The 22,598-nt window shown below is 48.3% G+C and carries 18 protein-coding genes; 1 reads left to right on the forward strand and 17 read right to left on the reverse strand.

All coding sequences use genetic code 11. The annotated features are described in order from the left end of the window. Positions 1 to 28: 28 nt before the first annotated feature. From NST38_RS17230 to NST38_RS17310, 17 genes are all read right to left on the reverse strand, one after another. Complete coding sequence (locus NST38_RS17230; RefSeq protein WP_076250350.1) at positions 29 to 943, reverse strand: FAD binding domain-containing protein; 915 nt, start codon at positions 941 to 943, stop codon at positions 29 to 31. After that, on the reverse strand, positions 937 to 1,104 hold the full coding sequence (locus NST38_RS17235; protein ID WP_179087845.1) for a hypothetical protein: 168 nt from the start codon (positions 1,102 to 1,104) through the stop codon (positions 937 to 939). The genes NST38_RS17230 and NST38_RS17235 overlap by 7 nt, the downstream gene beginning before the upstream one ends. A gap of 125 nt (positions 1,105 to 1,229) precedes the next feature. Further along, the gene (locus tag NST38_RS17240) at positions 1,230 to 1,874 is read right to left on the reverse strand and encodes a nucleotidyltransferase family protein (RefSeq protein ID WP_179087844.1); all 645 of its coding nucleotides are present in this window, start codon (positions 1,872 to 1,874) and stop codon (positions 1,230 to 1,232) included. Next, a complete protein-coding gene (locus NST38_RS17245; protein ID WP_076250347.1) occupies positions 1,846 to 3,126 on the reverse strand; it encodes an XdhC family protein in 1,281 nt (426 codons plus the stop codon). Before NST38_RS17245 ends, NST38_RS17240 begins: the two co-directional genes overlap by 29 nt. 42 nt (positions 3,127 to 3,168) lie before the next feature. After that, positions 3,169 to 4,491 (reverse strand): 5'-deoxyadenosine deaminase, encoded by a 1,323-nt coding sequence (locus NST38_RS17250; RefSeq protein WP_047843321.1) that lies wholly within the window; start codon positions 4,489 to 4,491, stop codon positions 3,169 to 3,171. 138 nt (positions 4,492 to 4,629) lie between these two features. Continuing rightward, positions 4,630 to 6,225: a gamma-glutamyltransferase gene (gene ggt / locus NST38_RS17255; RefSeq protein ID WP_076250346.1), complete on the reverse strand. Its 1,596-nt coding sequence runs from the start codon at positions 6,223 to 6,225 to the stop codon at positions 4,630 to 4,632. Beyond that, positions 6,219 to 7,460, reverse strand: coding sequence for a pyridoxal-phosphate-dependent aminotransferase family protein (locus NST38_RS17260; protein WP_076250345.1), 1,242 nt, complete (start codon positions 7,458 to 7,460; stop codon positions 6,219 to 6,221). The genes ggt and NST38_RS17260 overlap by 7 nt, the downstream gene beginning before the upstream one ends. 6 nt (positions 7,461 to 7,466) lie before the next feature. Next, complete coding sequence (locus NST38_RS17265; RefSeq protein WP_076250343.1) at positions 7,467 to 8,774, reverse strand: M20 family metallo-hydrolase; 1,308 nt, start codon at positions 8,772 to 8,774, stop codon at positions 7,467 to 7,469. After that, on the reverse strand, positions 8,771 to 10,174 hold the full coding sequence (gene allB, locus NST38_RS17270) for an allantoinase AllB (protein WP_076250340.1): 1,404 nt from the start codon (positions 10,172 to 10,174) through the stop codon (positions 8,771 to 8,773). Before allB ends, NST38_RS17265 begins: the two co-directional genes overlap by 4 nt. A 43-nt stretch (positions 10,175 to 10,217) precedes the next feature. Further along, a complete protein-coding gene (uraH, locus tag NST38_RS17275) occupies positions 10,218 to 10,595 on the reverse strand; it encodes a hydroxyisourate hydrolase (protein ID WP_076250339.1) in 378 nt (125 codons plus the stop codon). Beyond that, entirely contained in the window at positions 10,595 to 12,100 is a 1,506-nt protein-coding gene (pucL, locus tag NST38_RS17280; protein WP_076250336.1) for a factor-independent urate hydroxylase, read from the reverse strand. The genes uraH and pucL overlap by 1 nt, the downstream gene beginning before the upstream one ends. Before the next feature lie 239 nt (positions 12,101 to 12,339). Then, the gene (locus tag NST38_RS17285; protein WP_036613758.1) at positions 12,340 to 13,962 is read right to left on the reverse strand and encodes a PucR family transcriptional regulator; all 1,623 of its coding nucleotides are present in this window, start codon (positions 13,960 to 13,962) and stop codon (positions 12,340 to 12,342) included. A gap of 220 nt (positions 13,963 to 14,182) precedes the next feature. Beyond that, on the reverse strand, positions 14,183 to 16,927 hold the full coding sequence (locus tag NST38_RS17290; protein WP_076250334.1) for a CHASE3 domain-containing protein: 2,745 nt from the start codon (positions 16,925 to 16,927) through the stop codon (positions 14,183 to 14,185). Positions 16,928 to 17,103: 176 nt separating this feature from the next. Next, positions 17,104 to 18,492, reverse strand: a complete 1,389-nt coding sequence (gene fumC / locus NST38_RS17295) for a class II fumarate hydratase (RefSeq protein WP_076250332.1) — start codon at positions 18,490 to 18,492, stop codon at positions 17,104 to 17,106. A 132-nt stretch (positions 18,493 to 18,624) separates the two neighbouring features. Continuing rightward, the gene (locus NST38_RS17300; protein WP_076250330.1) at positions 18,625 to 19,635 is read right to left on the reverse strand and encodes an aldose 1-epimerase; all 1,011 of its coding nucleotides are present in this window, start codon (positions 19,633 to 19,635) and stop codon (positions 18,625 to 18,627) included. A gap of 179 nt (positions 19,636 to 19,814) precedes the next feature. Continuing rightward, entirely contained in the window at positions 19,815 to 20,624 is an 810-nt protein-coding gene (locus NST38_RS17305) for an MBL fold metallo-hydrolase (RefSeq protein ID WP_036673769.1), read from the reverse strand. 180 nt (positions 20,625 to 20,804) lie between these two features. Next, positions 20,805 to 21,077: a hypothetical protein gene (locus tag NST38_RS17310; RefSeq protein WP_036613754.1), complete on the reverse strand. Its 273-nt coding sequence runs from the start codon at positions 21,075 to 21,077 to the stop codon at positions 20,805 to 20,807. 210 nt (positions 21,078 to 21,287) lie between these two features. Between NST38_RS17310 and NST38_RS17315 the strand changes: the two genes are divergently transcribed. Next, positions 21,288 to 22,520: an aminopeptidase gene (locus NST38_RS17315; protein ID WP_074095414.1), complete on the forward strand. Its 1,233-nt coding sequence runs from the start codon at positions 21,288 to 21,290 to the stop codon at positions 22,518 to 22,520. Positions 22,521 to 22,598 lie beyond the last annotated feature (78 nt).

Consider the following 22,598-nt stretch of genomic DNA (forward strand, 5'->3'; position numbering starts at 1 on the left):
CTCTCCTCCTTTCCTTGATCGAAGTCTTCTATTCGTGAAGTGCTTCCCATAGCCCGGCACCAAGCATGTTGCCTGCGGTCTGTTTGCGATAATGTTCCGTTGCAAATACATCGCCATACGTCGTAAATTCGTCAGTCACAGCAGCTGCAAGAGTTGCTGCTTGCATGACAGTAGCTTCGCTACCAAGAAGCTGTTGTTCCGACTTCAGAAGTCGCATCGCCATGCCTGAGCCTCCACCAGCCGCAATCGCAATCTTGGTCCAGCGGTTATCCAAATCAATCTCACCGTATAACGCAACCGTCACCAGCGAAGCACTGAACGTCTCCCGTCGACCCAGCTTGCGGTAAAAGGAAACTTCTCGTGCAGCAGGTCTGTGCTCACTGTCCACATCAAACATAGATGACGGTCTCATCGGGATATGAATCGAGATTAATACGTCCCCTGGATTACGGCTGCCATCCCGTCCACCCTGAAGCCAGGAAGACACACTGCGGATCTCAATGCCGCTGTCTGTCAACCAGTGCAGCTCCGCATCATATACAAGCAAAGCAGGCAGCGTATCCCCTACTCCGGACACAATGTTCCCGCCAATGGTTGCCACATTACGAATGGAAGGGGCCGCAATTGCATTCACCGCTTCTTGCAGGATCGGCAGATGATGCAGCAACGCTTGTGCAGCACATTCCTTTAATCGGGTCATTGCGCCAATGACCATCTCATCTCCACGAATAGATATACCGCTCATTCCAGGAATACAACCCAGACTAATCATGTGTTCAGGCGCTGGAACCAAGCCACCCTCCCACTGGGTTCGTAACAATGTTCCACCTGCCGAGAAACAACATATCCCCTTGAGTCTACTTCTCAACGTTTGCAGTTCTTGCAGGTTCTCAGGCTGCCATACCGATGGCATGGCTCCAGAACCGTATGCCGGTGTTACCATCGCTGCATCCCCTTTCTCTCTCTTCCTTGGGCAGGAAATTCAACCGTCTGATCCAGATAATTCTTCAAATCATATGAGAGTTCAGCAGCAACGTCAATTACCTTTACATCGTTTTGGATAAATGTATAAAACCTGCGTTTTATTTGTGCTTGATGCATCATGATCTATCGAAAGCCAACATTGGCTCTCTTTCACCATACTTGAAAAGAAGACAAACAGGCCAACCAGAATGCTTGGCTGACCTGATCATTTCATTAAATTATACATAGTCATTAATCTTCTCCTGTTATTTAGTCTGCCTTCCCGATTCATATACATGACTCAAAATGCGTTCCAATTCCGGTTCTGTATCCGCATCCCAGAAACTAGTCTCAGACAGAAGTACATGTACACCTGAATAGTTAGCGCTGCGCATAATCTTGCGTGCCCCCTCATCTCCATGCAAGGATAACAGAGGGCCAAACATATGGGAGCGAAAAGCAACGGGCGGCTTGCCTCCCTCACCGTCGGTAGCTGCGACATAGTCACATAACTTGTGGGTAGCCAGTTCTGTAGTCACCCGATTAATATCCTGCGTCTTTAATAAAGGCTGATCACCCAGTAACATGAGAATGCCCTCCGGTTTGTACTGCATGGCCGACAATACGCCAGAATGAAGAGAATTGGCCATACCGCAAGCATAGTCAGCACAGGCCACAATTCGAAGTCTTGCTGTGGGATGATAGGCATACGCGGCAGAATCAAACCATTTTACAGGCAGCCATGCCAGCGAATCTTCCGGTTTGACCACACAGACCACTTGATCTAGCTCCGAATTCAGCGCAGCTTCCAGTGACCAGCCAGCCAGGGACCTCCCGTCTGGCATGACAACCGAGAGTTTATCCCGACCAAGCCGACGACTCTTACCTGCTGCCAGAACTATGCCCGTCATTCGCATGCACAACGCTCCCCTTCTGCACCTCAGAACTCAATGAAGAAACCTTATGTTTACATGAGATCAATTCTGCTGCAATGCTGATGGCAATCTGTTCGGGACCGTCTGCTCCGATACTCAAACCAACGGGAGAATGCACATATTTCAACGGTGGTAAGCCATCCAGCAGACGGGCTGTTCGTGTTTTGGAACCCATGATGCCAAGGTACGTATACTCACAGTCCACTAACATCTCCAGCAGTTCACGTTCGCGAGGAAAGTTGTGACTCATCAGAATTAAATAATCCCCTTTGTTTACGTTTAACAGAGGCATGATCTCACATGGGAAACCCAGTACAAGTTCGGTTCCAGGGAATCGTTCCGAGGTGCATAAAGACTCTCGCCAATCGGCTACCACAACACGGAATCCTGCGGATTGGGCGAGTCTGGCAACAGGTATAACATCATTCCCGGCTCCGATGATAATTAGGCGAGGTTTAGGCGTGTACAGTGAAGTGAGTTGCTGTGGAAGGTCCCAGGGATTCGTTGAAATCCCGTCATTTGTAGGTATTTCAGCATCAGTATCAGAGATATGTTGTGAATCACCGGATAGATGGGAAGAGTGAGTTCCATTTGACGTAGCAGTTACCATGTCAGGCACAAGCGTAAGGCGAGGTATGTCGGGAGAATGTTGTTTTGATGCCGAATGTTCATGCTTGATATTACCACTGCTGTGCTGTACCTCAATTTGCAATGAAGCTGGATTATAATTCGCCACGCGATCATGAAGAGGGACGAGCGAAGGACGTAAGATTGGCTGGCGCCGTGTACTTGTAGGCTCAATCCGTTTCCATCCATATTCAACCCTTGTGTAATCATCTTGGAACGTTCGGATTAACGTTGTTGTAGCCCCGGATTGCAGACACTCATGCATCTTCTGCAAAATATGTCGGAGTTCACCACACACAGGTTCAAGCAACACAACAACGAGTCCGCCGCACCCAATCGTCTCACCCCAAGACAGATCATCCTCGGGACGCATGTCGTATTCCGCGAATTCCATCTGGTTTGTATCCAGCACATGGCTCACCCGGGCCTGAAGATCACTCTCCAGACATCCCGGACTGATACTGCCAACCATTTTGCCATCCTCAGTCAACAGCATAGAGACTCCCTGCTTACGGTAAGCATGACCCTCTACCTTAATCGCTGTTGCGAGCACGCAGCGCGTTTCACGGGCTGCAATTGCACACAGATCATGCATTTCCATAGCGGTCCCCATCCTTTCTGGAATTGCATAAACTTCCTTCGATCAGATACGTTTCATCAATCTCGCAATACTCTTATCCGACTCACGCAGCACAATGCCACGATCAATCGTCTGAATCTTACGATTCTTGAGTACAATGCTACCATCGATAATAACGGTATCCACACAGCTACGTGTTGCGGAATACACTACGCGGGAATAGACATCCGTCTCATAGGAAGGGTATGTGTGGAAATCATCCAGATCCAGCAGCAGCATATCTGCCTTTTTGCCCACTTCGAGACTGCCAATTTCCTTCGACAAGCCAAGCACTTCTGCTCCGCCCATGGTAGCCATGCGTAATACGGTCCGAGCATCCATCACCGTTGGACCATGAGGAATCTTCTGCATCAGGGCCGTCAGGCGCATCTCCTGAAACATATCCAGATTATTGTTGCATGCGGCACCATCTGCCCCAATCCCAACCGCGATCTGCCGATTCAGTAGATCCGGAATATCTGCTACCCCGGAGGAAAGTTTCATATTTGATCCAGGACAGTGAGTGACTTTGACACCACGTTTGCGGATGATCTCCTTCTCTTCCTCACTCAGCCATACACAGTGTGCCAGTACCAATCTGGGGGTCGCCAGACCGATATGATCGAGGTATACGATGTTACGCATTCCGCGTTCGTGTTCTACCAGTTCAATCTCTCCGCGATTCTCGGAGGCATGGGTGTGGACTTTGACATGATATTTATTCGACAGGTCGCGCACCTCTACCAGCAATTCTTCGGTACACGATACAACGAAGCGTGGACAGAAAGCATACTGAATGCGACCTCCGCCAAACCCGTTCCATTTCTCCAGCAGATCCACACTCTGTTGTAGCGAAGTTGCTGTATCCTCACGCAGGGGTTCCGGAACTTCGTCTCCATGATCCATCATCACTTTGCCAGAGATGACCCGGATGCCGCTCTGTGCCATCGCCTGAAACGCCGAGTCCGTGTGATGTACCGTCTCCATATCCAGAATGGTCGTGGTTCCGCTGGAGATCAATTCGCCGAGTCCAAGCATTGCCGAATAATACACGGACTCCTCATCATGCGCTGCTTCCAGCGGCCAGATACGTTGACGGAGCCAATCCATCAGTTCCAGATCATCCGCACGTCCACGGAACAAGGTCTGACACAGATGAATATGCGTCTGGATGAAACCTGGCAACAGCACTTTACCACGAGCATCAATGACTTGGTCAGCTTGCATGTCGATGTGCGCTGCAATCTCCTTGATTTTATTATCCTCGATCAACAGATCTCCAATGAACACTTCCTCTTCTGCATTCATCGTCACAAGCTGTGCACCTTTCAGCAGGATCGTTCCCATGCCAATCTCCCCTATCTGTGTCTGTCTATATATTACAACTCATACATATTTACACTTGCACTCCGATGACAGACCAATCTTCCGATCGCTGTTATCGTGTAAATATCTAGTTGAACTTATAAATGTCCAATGTAGCTGTTACCACCCAATAGCCATACCATCACCTCTAGGGTCTGCTGCGCCACTAATCATGCCGTCCTCACGAATGACAATGCCTTGCGACTGTCCCATAATGCCGTCCCACGGCGCTCTCGCTTCAACGTTATGTCCCCATTGGGCAAGGGTTGCACATACGTCATCGTGATATCGGTTCTCCACACGCATCGTATCGCCTTCTTCGCCCCAGGTACGTCCATACACCCAACGCGGCAGGCTGATTGCTTCCTGAATGTTCAGCCCATAATCAAGCACTCCGGTAAGCACAGATAATTGTGTCTGCGGCTGCCCTTCTCCCCCCTGTGTACCCACGAGCATATAAGGTTTGCCATCTCGTGTAACAAGGCCCGGCATGAGGGTGTGGAATGAGCGTTTGTTGGGTTCCAGAACGTTGGCATCCCTCAGATCTAAGGAGAAAAACGACCCCCGGTTCTGCATGATAACCCCCGTATCCCCCGGAACATACGCTGCACCGAAGTCAAAATACAGGCTTTGGATGAATGAAACGGCATTGCCTTCGCTATCAACAACCGCTGCATACGCGGTGTCCTGACCTATCGTTTTGGACAAAAACGGCTGTGCCACAGGTGGAGCAGACTGAATCTCATTCCACAATTGGTCTCCGTAATCCTTGGATAACAGATGATCCAGCGGAATGTCCCTGAAATCCGGGTCCGTCAGATAACGATCACGATCACGAAACGCCTTTTTCACCACTTCCGCCATCAGATGATAGAATTCCGGTGAGGTACGTGCTACAGAGGACAGATCCGTATGCTCCAGCATATTTAACATCATCAGCATCGAGAATCCCTGCGAGTTGGGCGGCATCTGATGAACTTCATAACCACGATACTCCGTGCTAACGGGTTTCACCCACTCGCCCCGATGCCCTGCAAAGTCTGCTGGGGCAAGCATGCCCCCATCCTCACGAATAGCCGAAGTCAGACGATTCGCGAGTTCTCCTGTATAAAAAGAGTCTCTTCCACCCGTCTGAATCAGACGAATGGAGGCAGCAAGATCAGGCTGGATCAGCAGCTCACCTTCCTGCAAAAGTGTACCCAAAGGCGCAAATACCGCTCGCAGCGGTGTATGCCCCATAATGAAATCTTCATCCCTTTCCATCCACAAGCGGAGATTCCGGGATACAGGGCATCCTTTTTCCGCATACTGCGCGGCAGGTTCAAGCAACTGCTCCCACGGTAACTTACCGTACCGTGACCAGACTTCCCACCAGGCATCCACCATTCCCGGAACTGTGATGGCACTAAGCACACCACGTTGAGGGATGGCATTCATGCCCATCGCTTTGAACGTATCCGCATGAATGCCTGCGGCTGAGCGGCCACTTCCGTTATAGGCGGTAATCTCACCGCTGGCTCCGTCATGAATCAGGAAGAAGGCATCCCCGCCAAGTCCGGTCATATGCGGATATACCACACCCAGAGCTGCACTGACCGCAACAGCGGCATCATAAGCATTCCCGCCCTGCTGGAGGATGGAGCTTCCCACTACACTTGCCAGATAATGAGGAGAGGTGACCATAACCTCTCTGGAGATTGGCATCTGATTTAACATAAGGCACCCTCCTTCCCTGCATACACATCCAATGCGGCCTGCACCGCTTCACCGGCTGGTAATACGTGACGATGACGGAGAAGAACAGCTTCCAGCGCTCCCAGCACATGAAGTACGTTCTTGCGTTGGCAGCTGAATCCCATTGTACCGATCCGCCAGATCTGCCCTTTCAACGGTCCAAATGAACTGGCAATCTCAATGCTGAAATCGTTCAGTAACATGCTGCGCACCGACTCACCATCGATCCCCTCCGGAATCGTGATACAAGTGACCACCGGAAGTTTACTGGACATATCCCCATACAACTGTAGTCCCATTCCCTGAATTCCAGCAACCAACGCACGTTCATTCACCAGATGTCTCTGGAACCTTGCCTCCAATCCTTCTTGCAGCAGAATACGTAATCCTTCGTGAAGACCGTAGAGCATGGAGGTAGCTTCTGTATGGTGGTTCAACCGTGCTGAACTCCAGTAATCCTGCAATTGGCTCAGGTCAAAATAATTGCTGGCAATCGTGCGGCCTTCTGCCCTCGCACTGGTTGCATCTCGCAGTCCGCGTTCAACTGTTTTGCGGCTCATCAGTTTCTGCTCCACTCGACTGTTGTATGTGAGAGGTGCCATCCCTGAAGGAACAGACAGGCATTTCTGCGTACCACCCATTACCGCATCCAGATGCCAGGCATCCGTCTCTACCGGAGTCCCACCAATGGTTGCTACAGCATCTACAACGAGTAAAATATCAAGGTCGCGACAGGCTTTGCCAATCTCGGCAAGGGGCTGCATCTGACCGGTGGAAGTCTCACCGTGAACCATTGCAACCAGACTTGGTTTATGGGTATGGATCGCCTTGATCACCTCTTCCGGATCAAATACCGTTCCCCATTCCGTTTCAAAAAAGACAACCTCTGCACCGCAACGTTCCGAGATTTCAACCAGCAGATGTCCGAATCGCCCGTAGATCGGAACGAGAACTTTGTCACCGGGCTGAATTAGGCTGACCAACACAGCTTCTATCCCTGAACGGGATGTACCATCAACTGGATAACACCACTCGTTATCTGTCATATACAGCTCTCGCAGCATCGCCATTGTCTCGTTCATCAAGGATGTGAACTCCGGGTCAAACTGCCCCAGGATCGGAAAGGATAATGCTCTTAGCACACGCGGATCAACCTCAACGGGTCCCGGGGTCATAATGGTCCGCAAGGACGGAGATAACTCTTTATAGTTGGACATCTGCATTCAACTCCCGTAACCGTATTTATAGAGTAGCCGGACCAGAACCTGAAAACCGTGAATCAGGTCTGCTTCAGCTGTATATTCAAGTGGATTATGACTAATACCGTCCTGGCTCGGCACAAAGATCATGGCCGTCGGACAAGCCGGCTGAAAAATCTGCGAATCATGTCCCGCGCCGCTTGGCATTAACCAGTAGGACAACTGCTCCTGCTCACAGGTATCCTGAATGTCTGAGATCATCTGTGCGTTCATGGGAATAGGTGTGACGGATAGATGCTCTTCCCAGTCCAGTACAAGCTGCTGCTCGGCTGCGATACGACTAAATGCCTGGAGCATATCCTGCCAACAGCGATCAATACTCTCCTGCCGGATATGGCGGATATCGAGTGAAAACACCGCCCGTGCTGCAACTACATTCCCAACACCCGGATCGGCCGTGATTCGCCCAACCGTAGCTACAAGCGGTTCTCCTGCATCCAATGCGACACTCCTTACCACAGTAATCATCTCGGCTGCTCCGGCAAGTGCGTCTTTGCGCCAGGACATCGGCGTCGTTCCTGCGTGATTCGCTTCCCCGCTTACGGTAATACTGAACCGCTTCTGACCTACGATATCGGATACAACTCCAATCGAATGTCCAAGACGTTCCAGAACCTGACCTTGCTCAATGTGAAGCTCAATAAAGGCACCGTAATTTTTCGCGGCAGGTCTATATGCACTATCAGGTCCAAAACCCGCATCCCGGATCGCTTGTGCAAAGGTAACGCCGTCTTGATCCTTCAGATGCTCTACATCTTCCAGAGCCGTTATTTCTGTTATACTGCGTGAACCCCAATACGCAAAAGGGAATCGACTTCCCTCTTCTTCGCATAACGATACCACTTGAAGTGTTCGCTTCGGTGCTCCAAAATGCTTCTGTAAATACTCCAAAGCAAGAACACCAGCCACCACACCGTAAGCACCATCATATTTGCCGCCATACACCACCGTATCAATATGTGATCCGGTCACAATCGGCAATTCTTCAGCACCAGTCGCTGATTCCTTACCCTCACTCTTGAGTGTGCCATACAGATTACCGGACTGGTCAAATTCGGGAGACAGCCCTTTCTCCTGCATTTTGGCTGCAAGGGCACCTTGTGCTTCACACCAAGCCGAGTCATACAACAGTCTTGTAACGCCGCCCTGTGCATCCGCGCCATATGTCGACAGCCAGTCAAGCATGGCTTGCAGCTCCACCTGTTCCACATCCGGCAAAGGAAGAGGTGCATTATTTGTACCGGATGACCGGTATACTCCAGATTCTGTCATGGCGTCTCCTCCATTCCCGCTTCGATGGGACTAGAAGAGTAAGCCACAATGTGTTGCCCGAGAGGCACAGGAGATAATCCGGATTCCGAGTTATATACCCGTTGCCCACGGCAAAATACGTCTGCAATCTGACAGTTAAATGTACGTCCCACATAAGGGCTCTGTTTATGCGTATAGAGCAGATCCTCCGTGTTCAGGGTTGTGCTTCTCTCCCAGTCAATCAGAACGAGATCTGCATCCATGCCAACTGCAATCTCCCCTTTACTCTCCAGACCAAGCCTTCTGGCAGGCTGCAGGGAGAGTACTCTTCCGAGCAACGGGAGGTTTATATTACGCTGAAGATGTCCGTCCTCCAGCATGATTAGCAGTGTGCTTTGTGCACCGGATATACCGCCCCAGATTTCAAAAAAGTTATCGGATTGTTTCATGGATGGCGGACATGGAGAATGGTCTGAAGCAATAACATCAATTAATCCTGACGTCAGTGCATCCCATAACAGCTCCTGTTCGGAAGAGCTGCGAAGCGGTGGAGCGCATTTCGCTACAGCACCCAATCGGACCACATCCTGATCAATTAGCGTCAGATAATGAGGGCATGTCTCCGAAGTGACATCCTGCCCACGCCGTTTGGCCGTTGCAATCAGATCCAGTGCTTCCCGGGTGCTAATGTGCACAAAATGCAGCGCACACCCGGTCTGTTCACCGTATCTCAATGCCCGCGCAACCGCGACGACTTCGGCTTCAACAGGACGGGACCGGACATAATCCATCGGTTCAGTCTTTCCCTCCGCAATGCTTTTCGCGCCGAGTTCGGCAACCATGCCTTCGTCCTCTGCATGAAGTGCCAGCACACGTTTTAATGTTGCAATTTCATGCATTCCGTCCAATAGCGTGTGGTCATCGGCTCTGGCAAAGATGTCTTCCCCTTCGCCTCCCGGCTCAGACATAAATGCCTTGAATCCGGCAGCACCCAACCCTGCCAGTGGCGCAAGTTCCTCACGATTGCCGGGAACCAAACCTCCCCAGAAGGCATAATCAACATAGGATTGGTCTGCCGCTGCTTTCATTTTCATCTCCCATGCTTCCGGCCTTGTGGTTGGTGGTACACCGTTAAGCGGCATATCGACATAGGTCGTGATTCCCCCTGCGGCAAGGGCTGCCGAACCCGATCGAAATCCCTCCCAACTGGCGAGTCCGGGTTCATTGAAGTGTACATGAATGTCCACGACACCCGGCATCACTGTAAGCCCCTCAGCTTCTATGATGCAAGTCGCTTCACCAGCGGTCAGCCGCGTGGATAGTTCCGTTATTTTTTCACCAGTTATGCCAATATCCAGTTGCTCTACCCGATCTCTCAGCACCACCCGGGCCCCCCGGATGATGGTATCAAATGTTGTCATGTGGATGACCCTCCCCCTGAATCAGAACCGGATGTGTGCATGTTCAGCTTCCCCGGTATGTACTGTAACCTCCTGGAGCAATCAATAATGGAATATGGTAATGGCTTAAGCCATCAGATACGGCAAAACGAATCGGAACAATCGTCCATAATGCCTGGCCTAGCTCCTCCAACGAACGCTGTGCGTAATAACTCTCGACATGGAATTGAAGCTCATATATGGCTGGCTCCAACTTGCCACCATCCAACAGCGGTGCATCCAAACGTCCATCCGCATTGGTCACCGACTCAGCCACTTTTGTCTTGCTTTCCTGCTCCCCATCCCTCTTCAGGGTATACAGCTCGATCCGAACACCCGCAGCAGGCACGCCTTTGGATGTATCCAGCACATGAGTTGTAATTCGTCCATCAGACAGCGCCATTAGACGTCACCTGCTTTCCCGGAGTCACGGCCGTCTGTTCCCAGATCATCCCTTGTCATCGAGAAACCCTGGAATCCATATGGCGGTCTCGGCTCGGTAAACACTTTGCCTTCCCCCTCGTTCACTTCCTCCAGCACTGTCTCCCATGTCCGGTTGTTGGACTCAAATGAAACCTCACTCAGTTGCTCGAATCGACTTAACAACCTTCGTCCAATCTGGTAGATCAGATGTTGAATGGAAGCGGATCGACACTCATGAAATACCGCAGCAGCCAAATCTCTGACCTGTTCCGCCGCTACATACCGTCCACGCTGATCGTCCATGCCATCTCTCGGATCTTCATAACGCCAATTGATGTTCAGAAAAATAAATAACGGTCGATCCCATGTCTCTGGAAGAGTGGTATATTCATCCTGCATGAATCCGGCAAATTCACTGCCTTTGACCTTGATCAGTCTCAGATCGGCTACACCACTGAAATGGTTGCTGAGTTCAATCGAGTCTCCTGATCGTTCTGCTTCCACAGCAGCTGTCGCCCGATCATTCTGCGAATAACGAAATACGAGCGCACTCGGTCGATAACTTCCTTCTAATCCAATGGGTATATCTTCAAACGGAATCTGGTCCGCTGTCATCTGAACCTTGCTCATCTGCGGATACGTCTCCAGGAAACGCCGACTTACCAGCGCAAGAAATCCTTCCACCGTCGCTCCTGTGTAATCCGCTGCATGTTTGAGAATGAAATTTTTCATCGAATCGGTTGCGACCACCAGCGAATTATCCCCTTCTGCAAAAGAAGGCAAGAATTCATCCCCCTGCACAGCCACCTTGATGTTCAATCCAAACAGAATATTGCTGCGTCCCATAAAAGGAGATTCCGGAATGGACTGGATACCCGTCAACGGTTTGGCGTAGGAACGGTACATCCACACATCCCCTTTACCGTAATACATCGTCCGCTGCTGCACTGTGGCTGGCTTGCTCACGAACTCATGTTCATGACCGATCTGTGCAAGCCACTGCTCCAAACGAATGCCCGCAATTTTGAATACTTCCTTCATTGCAGTCTCGAATTCTTCTTCCCTGCCTCGGCGATGACGTTGCCGCATGGATTCGAGGACGGAACTTGCGGTATGGCCTTTAACGGCCAATATGAATGGAAAGCCAAATTGGCTTGTATATACTTTGTTTAATTGTTGAATTTCGTTGAATTGTTCCTGTGAAAGTGAATCCAGCCCTGCACCAGCCTGCTCCTGAACGGAGTTGCTGCTCATGCTGATTCGCGCTCCAAGATCCGGGTGATTTCGAAGCAACTGCAACTTCACCTGGTCATCCGATGCCTGAACCACGTTTTTCATCACTTTCATCATCTGTTCAAATGAATCAAAAGGTCGTAAAAGCCCGGCTCGCTCAGCCACCCATGGTGATTCCTCAAATAAGCCCCCAAACGTATGCACAAACTGTGTGATAGACCAGTTGTTAACAAGTTTAATTAAGTCGCTCATGTTAGAACCTCCGGTCTGTTGTGGATTATTGTTCTTCATTCTAAGTGCCGTTCAATGTCGCGACAACAATATTTACGCAATTTTGTAATATAACATAACATCAGAGTTGTGATTTGTTTGCTGTGCACGGGAAGAGCAGCTTTAGTTACCCTTAAACATGAAAAAACCGCACTCCATCAACGGAATGCGGTTCTTGGGGGTCTAACCCGGTAGCATTGTCATGTTGCACAATGTGCGGTCTAGAGTTGGACATTGTGCGGTCTTGCAGCTGCTTTGTCCCGCACAAACTTGCGGAAGGTGAATACCAGCTTTAACTTAAGAAGGTCATTCGTTTTCTTAAAGTCCATTTGCAGCAAGCTGCCGACTTTCTCCATCCGATAGGTAACGGTGTTGCGATGCACAAACAGTTGCTTGGCAGCTTCATTGATCAGTCCGTCATTCTCGATAAAGGACTCCAATGTATTCATCAGCACCTGATTGGGATCACCATCCCTGGCAAGTAGTGGTTCGAGTACTTTATTGCAGTAGTTCTCCATGATGTTATCCGGTACGTGTTGGAACACATAGGCAAATTCGAGCATTTCAAATTGCAACGCACGGTCTTTCATGCCGAATCGACGAGCCAGTTGTCGAGTATCCAGACACTCCTGGTATGCTTCACGGAGCGATTTGGGCTCATGTTTCATTTTGCTGATCCAGAAACGCGGAGCCGGTGCTCCTTTTGCTTCTTGCGCTGCCAGAACATCACCGAAACGGCTCAAGAGAAAACTTGACAGCTCCTCTCCATAATCTCGCCCTGTTGGACAGGTGTAGATGGACAGAATGCCATCTTCGATCTGAAAATGCTGTGAGGCCGTGAATTGCATCAGCGGATTGTATTGCAACTCACGATGAATCTGTTTAAGCAACTTTCCCTCGGCAAACAGAGTCGGCTCAAGTGTAATCAGTACGCACTGATAAGTTCCCTGGAATAGATGTACACCTTTGTTTTCACTCAAAGTGGTCAATTCCTGAACAGTCATTTTGTTATCCAGATACTGTGAAAGCAGTGTACGCATCTCATCTTGCACAGTCGGATTAATATGCTCGCGATAAGTCATATCCATATAAAATGCCAGTACATCCGCAGCCTGTTGGAACAGCTCTTCCTCCGCTCTAAGTGATAAGGCTGAATCGGTAAACACAAGCAACGATCCGTATTCTTCATCATTTTGCTTGATGGGTACGCGATGACAACTTCCCTGATTCCATTTCACTCGGTGCATGACGGATTTCCAAGGCCAGCCTTGGGTTACAGCATCCCCTGCAATGCCTTCACTACCATATAGCACATGCCCACGTGAACCAATGACAGCAAGCGGATAGTTCAGCACCGTGGCAAGTTCGGCAAATACATTCCGATGTGGCTGCTGTTGCAGTGCAAACTGCATTAATTTTTTCTGCTTTTGCACAACCTCATGCAGCAATCGGTTGCTACGTTCATGTTCAGCCTTGAACAAGGCATTCATCTGGTCGGAGAAGGTGAATTGAAAGGGGAGCTCAAGGAGTGGCAACCGAAGCCGATCGGCTTCCTCAACAATACCTTGGGGAATGGACTGCCAGAAACGTCCAAGTTTGATGCCGAGTCCTGCACAGCCGCGTTCATTCAAACGTCGCATCAAACGTAATGCATCCGTTTCACTGTCTTTCATAATAAAAGCGGTGGTGAACAACATTTCTCCGGATTTGATCCAATCCGCGATATCAGGAGCGTCCATGACGTTAACGGATTTCATCATCCGTGAAGTCCCTTCTCCACCCGCAACCAGTTTGGCCTCTGACAACGGGTACACCTGTAAAGCCTCTTTAACCGTAAGTTGCATGGACACTACCTCCCATATATATAACACAATATTATGTCATTCTGGTTAACGAAACTAATTCTCGCATTTTTCTTCTAAATAAATCCATATTCATGTGTTTAACTTTTATTTGTTGTTAAGTATTATAACATCAATTTTCCGAATAAAGCTTACACGGCAAAAAATAAAACCTATGACCTAATTACAGCGCACTTTCCTGTAATCGGCATAGGTTTTTAGATCAGATTTCCATGGTTTCGTGATTCATCCATAATTTCATACGGGATAATACATCTTTGATATTCAGTGGTTTGCTGAGATAGTCCGAAGCACCTGCTGCAATACATTTCTCCCGATCCTCTTTCATGGCCTTGGCTGTCAGCGCAATAATCGGAAGCTGAGTCAGACCAAGTCGTTCACGGATCTGGCGAGTTGTCTCATAACCATCCAGTTCCGGCATCATAATATCCATCATGATGATATCAGGCTTGACTCCTCCACGCTCCAGCAATTCCAGACACTCGTACCCGTTCTGCGCTGAAATGACATTCATACCGTATTGCTCAAGGGCGTTAGCCAGGGCATATACATTACGTATATCATCATCAACGACAAGTACTTGGCGTCCGCTGAGCAACGCTTCTTCCAGAGGTGTCAATAAAACATCCGATTGTCCGGAAGTGATTGAAGGAAGCTTATTGATCTCAGGTGTAGTGGTAGCCACCTCATCCAGGAACAACCGCGATGCATTCATAGTCTCAGGTTCATCTCTTCGCAGTGGCAGGAATAGCGTGAACACGCTGCCCTGCCCCTCACGACTTGTTGCCGAGATCGAACCCCCCAGCAAATTCGCAAGCGATTGAGAAATAGACAGGCCAAGTCCGGTTCCCCCGTATTTACGTGCTGTAGCTCCATCCGCCTGTTTGAAAGCATCGAAGATCTGCACGAGTTTGTTATCCGCAATTCCGATCCCTGTATCACTGACGGAAAAAGCAATCACGTCGGTCTCTTGATCTTTCAATTCAGGATGAGCCAGACTCATTTTGGAGATGGTTAAGGCAACTTCACCCTCACTGGTGAACTTGAATGCGTTTGAGAGCAGGTTTCGGAGAATCTGATGCAATCTCATCTCATCCGTCACGATCGTTTCCGGTAAAGGACTTTGGAGCTGAATTCGGAAATCTATTTTTTTCTGTTCCGCTGTTTTCAGGAAATACTGGTTCATAACTTCAGGAACACTGCCCAGATAGACATCATCGAAATCCACTTCCATCTGTCCGGCTTCCACCTTGGATAGATCCAGAATATCATTGATCAGATTCAGCAGGTCTTTTCCTGATTTGTGAATGACTGAAGCATAGTTCTGCTCTTCACTATTCAAGTGTTGATTTTTATTTTCAGACAATATCTCAGATAAAATCAACATGCTGTTGAGCGGTGTCCGCAGTTCATGGGACATGTTCGCCAAGAATTCGGATTTGTACCCCGAGCTCGTTCGTAACTGATCTGCCACAACCGAAAGTTCATTGGCTGATGTCTCTGCAGCACTCTTCTGTACTTCCAGACGATCGTTAAGCATATGAAGTTCTTCGGTCTGCATCTGCAGTTCCTCCGTCTGAGACAACATCTCTTCGGTCTGAGCCTGAAGTTTCTCCGATTGTGCCTGTAATTCTTCATTTAGAACTTGTGACTCATCATATAATTGCTGTAATTCCATGCGAGTGACGGTAGAGTGTAGGGAAACACTAAAAATATCCGTCAGTTCTTGCATTAGCTTCATATCATTCTCTTGCAACGGCTTCATTGAAGCAAGCTCGATTACCGCAATCGTTCTGCCTTCGAACAGGATCGGGACTACAGTAAGTGATGTGGCAGATGTATACCCAAGACCCGAAGAGATTCGGATATAGTTCTGGGGCAGATCATTCATGCGTAAAACTCGCTTCTCCACAGCACTTTGACCTACAAGCCCCTCACCCGGGGCAAGCGACACTTTACCGAGCGAACGTTCTTTCTCTCCATCCCCAGCATATGCAGCCACGCGCAACAGTCGATTGTCTTTCCAGTAATATAAGACGCTATAGGGAACTTCAAACAACACGGCAAGCTCGTTCAGGAACAAGCGGGACAATCCTTCCAGATTGGTCGGGTTCTGTAAGAGTGTGGCAATGCCTGTAATCTGGTCCTTGACCCGATTCTGTTCCTGTACTTCATCCAGTAATTTGTTGGTTTCGTGGCCCAGGTCTCCCACTTCATCATGTGTGCGCACCTGAATTCGCTGCTTCAGGTTTCCACCTTTGGAGATATCACTGATGGTTTGCATAACATCTCGCAACGTTTTGACGATATTTCCGGATATCACAATCGCAGCTGCAATGGATAATGCTGCAATAATACCCCACAGCGTGTACATAATCGTCAGCAGTGTGGAGCTGCGTCTGGCAAGTTCAGTAACCCTCGCCTCGGTCAGAGCGATCTCTGTATTACGGAAGGTTGTAAGTTGAGAGCGCAGCAGATCAATTTCAGTTTTACCCGGATCAGATTGAAAGAATGCAACAACTTTCGCTTGATCCCCTTGCTTTTTCAAGTCCACCGACGGCTCCCCAGCGATCTCAATCCAGCGTGTAATATGAGCTTTGATGCTTTGCAGACTCTGCTGCTGTGAAGGATTATCGCTAATGAGAGCATTCAACTGATCATAGTTGGAACTCCACTGGGATAGGCCTTGGGAATAAGGCTCCAAGTAACTTTCATTACCTGTAATCATGAATCCACGCTGTCCTGTCTCCATGTTCAAGACATTTTTTTCAATCGCGTTGGTCAGATTATGTACTTCCAGATCATGATGGGAGATAAAATCATTTTCCTTCTGTAACACATTAATTTGGGCCGTAAGCACTAACAGAACAGCTCCAAACAAAAGCACAACCACAAGATAGCCCAATAAAATTTTGGAGCGTATCGTAAATCTTCTCGTTTTTGACAACGCGGAAACCTCCAAATATATACGAATCCCATAATTAAATTAAAACTGGTGCATATGTAGTTTATATGTATACGTATAGTCTGACAAGCTTTAAGTTCATCGGTAATCATAAGAAAAACGACCTGCTTGTGCAGGTCGTCCTCTTCAGTGATCTATATTGCTCATTTTGGCTGATTTTAGGCCTTTGGAGCGATCATTTTGGCTGGATCGACATATTGATCAAATTGCTCTTCGGTAAGCAGGCCCGTTTGTAACGTCGCCTGTTTCAAAGACAAGCCTTCTTTATGTGCAAGTTTCGCGATTTTGGCTGCATTCTCATAACCAATATGCGGGTTAAGCGCTGTAACCAGCATAAGCGAATTGTTCAGATTATGTTCAATCTGATCCAGATTAGGCTCAATGCCCACGGCACACTTGTCATTAAACGCAATAATGGAGTCCGCCAGGAGTTGCACGGATTGCAAGAAGTTATAGATGATAACCGGTTTGAATACATTCAGTTCAAAATTACCCTGACTTGCCGCGAAACCAATCGCTGCATCATTACCCATGACCTGCGTAACCACCATAGTAATGGCCTCGCTCTGAGTTGGATTGACTTTACCCGGCATAATGGAGCTGCCTGGCTCATTCTCAGGAATACGGATTTCGCCCAATCCACTACGAGGGCCACTGGCCAACCAGCGGACATCATTGGCAATTTTCATCAAATCAGCTGCAAGCGCTTTAACCGCACCGTGCGCATACACAACTTCATCATGACTTGTAAGTGCGTGGAATTTGTTTGGTGCAGATACAAAATCTTTCCCCGTATGTTTGCCAATCTCCTTGGCAGTGAAGTCCCCAAAGTCCGGATGTGCATTAATGCCCGTTCCGACAGCTGTACCGCCGATCGCAAGCTCCTTCAGATACTGTACGCTTTCACGGATCATACGCTCACTCTTGCCCAGCATGGCTTCCCAACCACTGATCTCCTGACCAAGCGTAATTGGTGTTGCATCCTGGAGGTGGGTACGTCCAATCTTGATAATATCCTTGAATGCATCCGACTTGTCTGCAAAAGTGGCTTTTAATACCGCGATTGCTGGCAAAAGTTGATCCTCAACAGCCAGAACACCTGCAACATGCAGAGCCGTTGGGAATGTATCGTTGGAGCTCTGGGACATGTTCACGTCATCATTTGGATGCAGACGCTCTTCCTTGCCCTTTTGCTCCAGCAGTTGGTTCCCCAGATTGGCAATCACTTCGTTCACGTTCATATTGGATTGTGTTCCGCTTCCCGTCTGCCATACTACCAGTGGGAAATGGTCATCAATTCGGCCTGCAATAATCTCGTCTGCTGCATAAGCAATAGCATCGGACTTAGCCGCAGATAATTTACCTAATTTATGGTTACTGGCCGCAGCACTTTTTTTCAAAATGGCAAGGGCACGGATAACTTCCATCGGCATATGTTCACTACCAATCGGGAAGTTCTCCTTGCTGCGCTGCGTCTGAGCTCCCCACAGCCTGTCGGCTGGTACTTTCATTTCGCCTAACGTATCTCTCTCAATGCGGTATTCCACTTGCTTGTCCTCCTCCAAAAAGATGGTTTGGGTCTCTACAAAGCTTGTGTATCTCGTCATATTATACATGATTTGCGAGCAGGTTTTCACCTTTTCGACAAAATTGTAAGCGTAGCGCAAAATGAGCGTGAATTATTTTTGTGACGCAATTGGATACAATCGGCTGCTCTGTTCGAATAGTTCACCTGGTTCCAAACCGATCAATCCGATTTCTTCTGCAGGTATGCCTTCAACATTAGGAGCGTTAACCAGGTTCATCTGTGGTTCAGGACAGAAGAATTCGCCACCCATGTTATTGTTCCAGATCATCCAGTGCTTGTAGGAGGTACCCACATCGTATACCAGTTTGTCTCCAGTACGGTTGTCCGTAAGTTCCATATAGTTACGTCCATTCTGCGGTTCCGCAGTGTAATGATTATCCATGGCAGCAAAGAACGGACTAACCCCGTCTTTCTTCAATTGTTCTTCCTCAGGTGTAAGCGGTTGAAATTGTCCTGTTGGCAGAGAACGCTCATTCAATTCACGACGTTGTCCAATCGTAACTTTAGCCGTGTAATCCGAGGCTTGACTGTCCGGTGCAAAAGGTACAGCAATCGCCGTGTGGAATGCAAACAAATTCGGCATATATTCAGTCCCGTTGTTGCGGACGATCAATTGTTGCTGAAGTCCTTGGCTGCTCAAAGAGTAACGAAGCGTCACCGTAAACGTAAACGGCAGGTACTGATGGAATGTATGTCCTTCTTTCACGTCCTGGCTAAGCAACACATAACTCTCCAGCTGATCAGAACCGTATCCCTCAACCTTCCACTCGGCATCATGCAAAAATCCATGCAAATGGTTACCTGTAGCCGGTTCGTTCACAGGCAACTGATAGACTTTACCGTTCCAGGGGAAGCGTCCATCCTCATAACGGTTCGGTGGAGAAAGAATCGGAATTCCATAGACCGCAGGTGCAGCCATAAACTCATCCATCTGGTCCTGATTCGGTTCTCTCAAGTAACGAAAACCCTTTTCTGTATCACGAAAAGCAACGAGGTTGGCACCCACGCTAGGAATAACTGCCGCTTCAAACTGATTAAAACGAAGCCAAACGGCCGGAATCCCTCCAAATTGTTCTTCAAATGCTGCATTTTGCTGTGTCATCGTTATATGTACCTCCTGCATACTAAGGTTATATTATACGGCTCGACTATATCATGCCCGAGCGCAAAATACCAATCTATGATAGAGAACAAATTCATAATAGAAAAACAAAAAAGACAGGAAAAAGACAGCTGCAATACGTTACGGCTGTCTCTGCTGTCTTTCATATGATGGTTCAATTAATCCACATATTTGCCATGATCCGGCACAGTGCTCTCTTCAAAGTCCAGATCAAGCCGCTTCAAGGATTCACTCAGCATATCTCCGCTCAAGGCATGCCCGTGCCCGGTAATCGCAAGTTTCGGCTCCAGGTGCCTGATATGCTGGACAGATTGATGAGCAGCCTGCCAATCGGTTGTGAAATAGGAAGGCGGGCCATGCAACTGTTTGTCCTGAAGCAACACACTCCACAGCGACTCCTGCTTCACTGTGATGATTGCATCTCCCGCAATTAACAAACGGTCTGCTTCCCGAAACAGCGACACATGTCCAGGCGTATGACCTGGCGTGTGCACCCACTCCCATCCTGATAGACCTGGAACGGAATGATCTTTGGGTAGACTGAATATCCGATCATCCAGATTGATTGCCTCATTAGGATAAGCGAATGACAACCTGGACATTAGACCTCCACCTACAGAAGGGTCCGCTGGCGGGTAATCTTTTAATCCCGTTAAATACGGAATTTCAAGCGGATGAGCATACACTGGCACACCCCAGAATTGTTCCAGTTCAATAACGGTTCCTACATGGTCGAAGTGACCATGCGTCAATATGATCGCAGACGGCGGACCTTGAAATCGTTCTGTTGCAACCTGAACAATATGATCTGTGAACCTCGCCATTCCGGTGTCCACGAGGACCCAGTTCCTGCTTCCTGGCTCTCCGATGAACACGACATTAACGAATAGTGTACGTAGACTGAGAATATCGGGCGCGACTTCTTCAAGTCCCGTCAATCCTTCTGTAATCAGATTGTCAGATGCCATTCACGGTTACCTCCCATTAGGCGGATTGTCTCTCTGGTTCCATTCATCTCGTAGACTTCCCTTTTCTGGATCATCTATTCAACATTTCCAATAAAATAGACGGTATACACCCTGTTTCGGGCATACACCGTCTAGTATAGTCATCGACACAACACAATAGAACAAGAACATCTCGGCCAGTTATGCCGGAAATGCCTCCAAAGCAGCATCGAGCAATTGATTATACAGATCGTCATCATTCTCAAGCAACTCGTCCATACGCAGTAACTCTTCTTCATCACCGGATTGCTCCGTGAAATGCAAGCTATAGTCCCAGTCTTTTCCGTTCTTGCTCATGAAGGTAATCTCATATACTGACTTTTCGCCTTCTGTGCGGTAAACGGTATTTCCCACGTATCCTTTTTCACCTTCACGGCGCATTTCAGTACTTATAATTTCAATATTCACAATCATTCTCTCCTTTAATCTTTCATCTACAGTCGGTCTCCAACATTTCTGGTAAACCTAGTTTGGTAATTATTATTGGTTAATTGTACAATATATAACGTAGCAACGTATACCTTATTCAATGAAGGAACCATTCTGAGTCCTTACATAGTTGTAATGAGGACTATAATAGCCAACAAGCTACGATATTATTATCACATTGGAGGAAAAAATAGCATGAATACTTTTGAAACGAATCTGCAGCAATATGCTGAACTGGCTGTACAAGTTGGTGTCAATGTCCATCCTGGACAAACGCTCGTGGTTAACGCTCCAATCTCGGCAGCACATTTTGTACGACTGATTGTCAAAGCAGCTTACGGTAAAGGTGCGAAATTGGTCAAAGTAAACTGGAGTGATGAAACCGTTACACGTCTTCATTACGATCTTGCACCTGATGAAGCCTTCTCCATTGAACCGAAATGGTTTGCAGCTGAAATGACTGAACTGGTTGAAGAAGGTGCCGCTATTCTGCACGTCATCGCTGAAAATCCGGATTTGCTGAACGGTGTAGCTCAGGAACGCATTATTACTAGCCAAAAAGTGCGCGGCAAAGCGCTCGAAAAATATCGTTCTTATCAGATGGCTGACAAATTCAGCTGGTCTATCGTGGCCGTTCCTTCTCCGGAATGGGCAGCTAAAGTGTTCCCGGATCTGCCGGAAGCACAACAAGTGGACCGCCTGTGGGATGTCATTTTCAAAACAGTACGGATCGGTGAGCAGGATGCTGTTGCCGAATGGAAAACCCATTTGCAAAACCTGGATTCCCGCGCTGATCTGTTGAACAACAAAAAATACAAGAAGCTTCACTATACAGCTCCAGGCACAGACTTGACCATTGAACTTCCAGAAGGTCATATCTGGGTATCCGGTGGAAGTGTGAATGAGCAAGGACATGTCTTTATTGCCAATATGCCTACGGAAGAAGTATTCACGGCTCCGCTGAAAACGGGTGTTAACGGTACAGTGCGCAGCACGAAACCACTGAGCTACGGCGGCAACCTGATTGACGGTTTCTCACTAACATTCGAGAACGGCCGAATTGTTGACTATACCGCCGATCAAGGTCTCGATGCACTCAAAAACCTGATCGAGATAGATGATGGCGCACACTATCTGGGTGAAGTAGCCCTCGTTCCACATCAGTCCCCAATTTCCGATACCAATATTTTGTTCTACAATACTTTGTTTGATGAAAATGCCTCCAACCATTTGGCGATTGGTAATGCCTATGCCTTCTGTCTGGAAGGTGGTAAAACGATGTCCAAAGAAGAGCTGATTGAACGTGGCATGAACTCCAGTCTCACTCATGTAGACTTCATGATTGGATCCGGAGAAATGAACATTCACGGCGTGACCTCCGAAGGTACGGAAGAGCCGATCTTCCTGCAAGGAAACTGGGCATTTTAATCCCGTTTGATGTGATTTAGGAGAGAGGAGATTACTCCTCTCTTTTCCTGCGTCAACAGGTCAAAAATTCAACAATTG

The sequence above is a fragment of the Paenibacillus sp. FSL H8-0104 genome, assembly GCF_038050215.1.
Lineage (GTDB): Bacteria > Bacillota > Bacilli > Paenibacillales > Paenibacillaceae > Paenibacillus > Paenibacillus amylolyticus.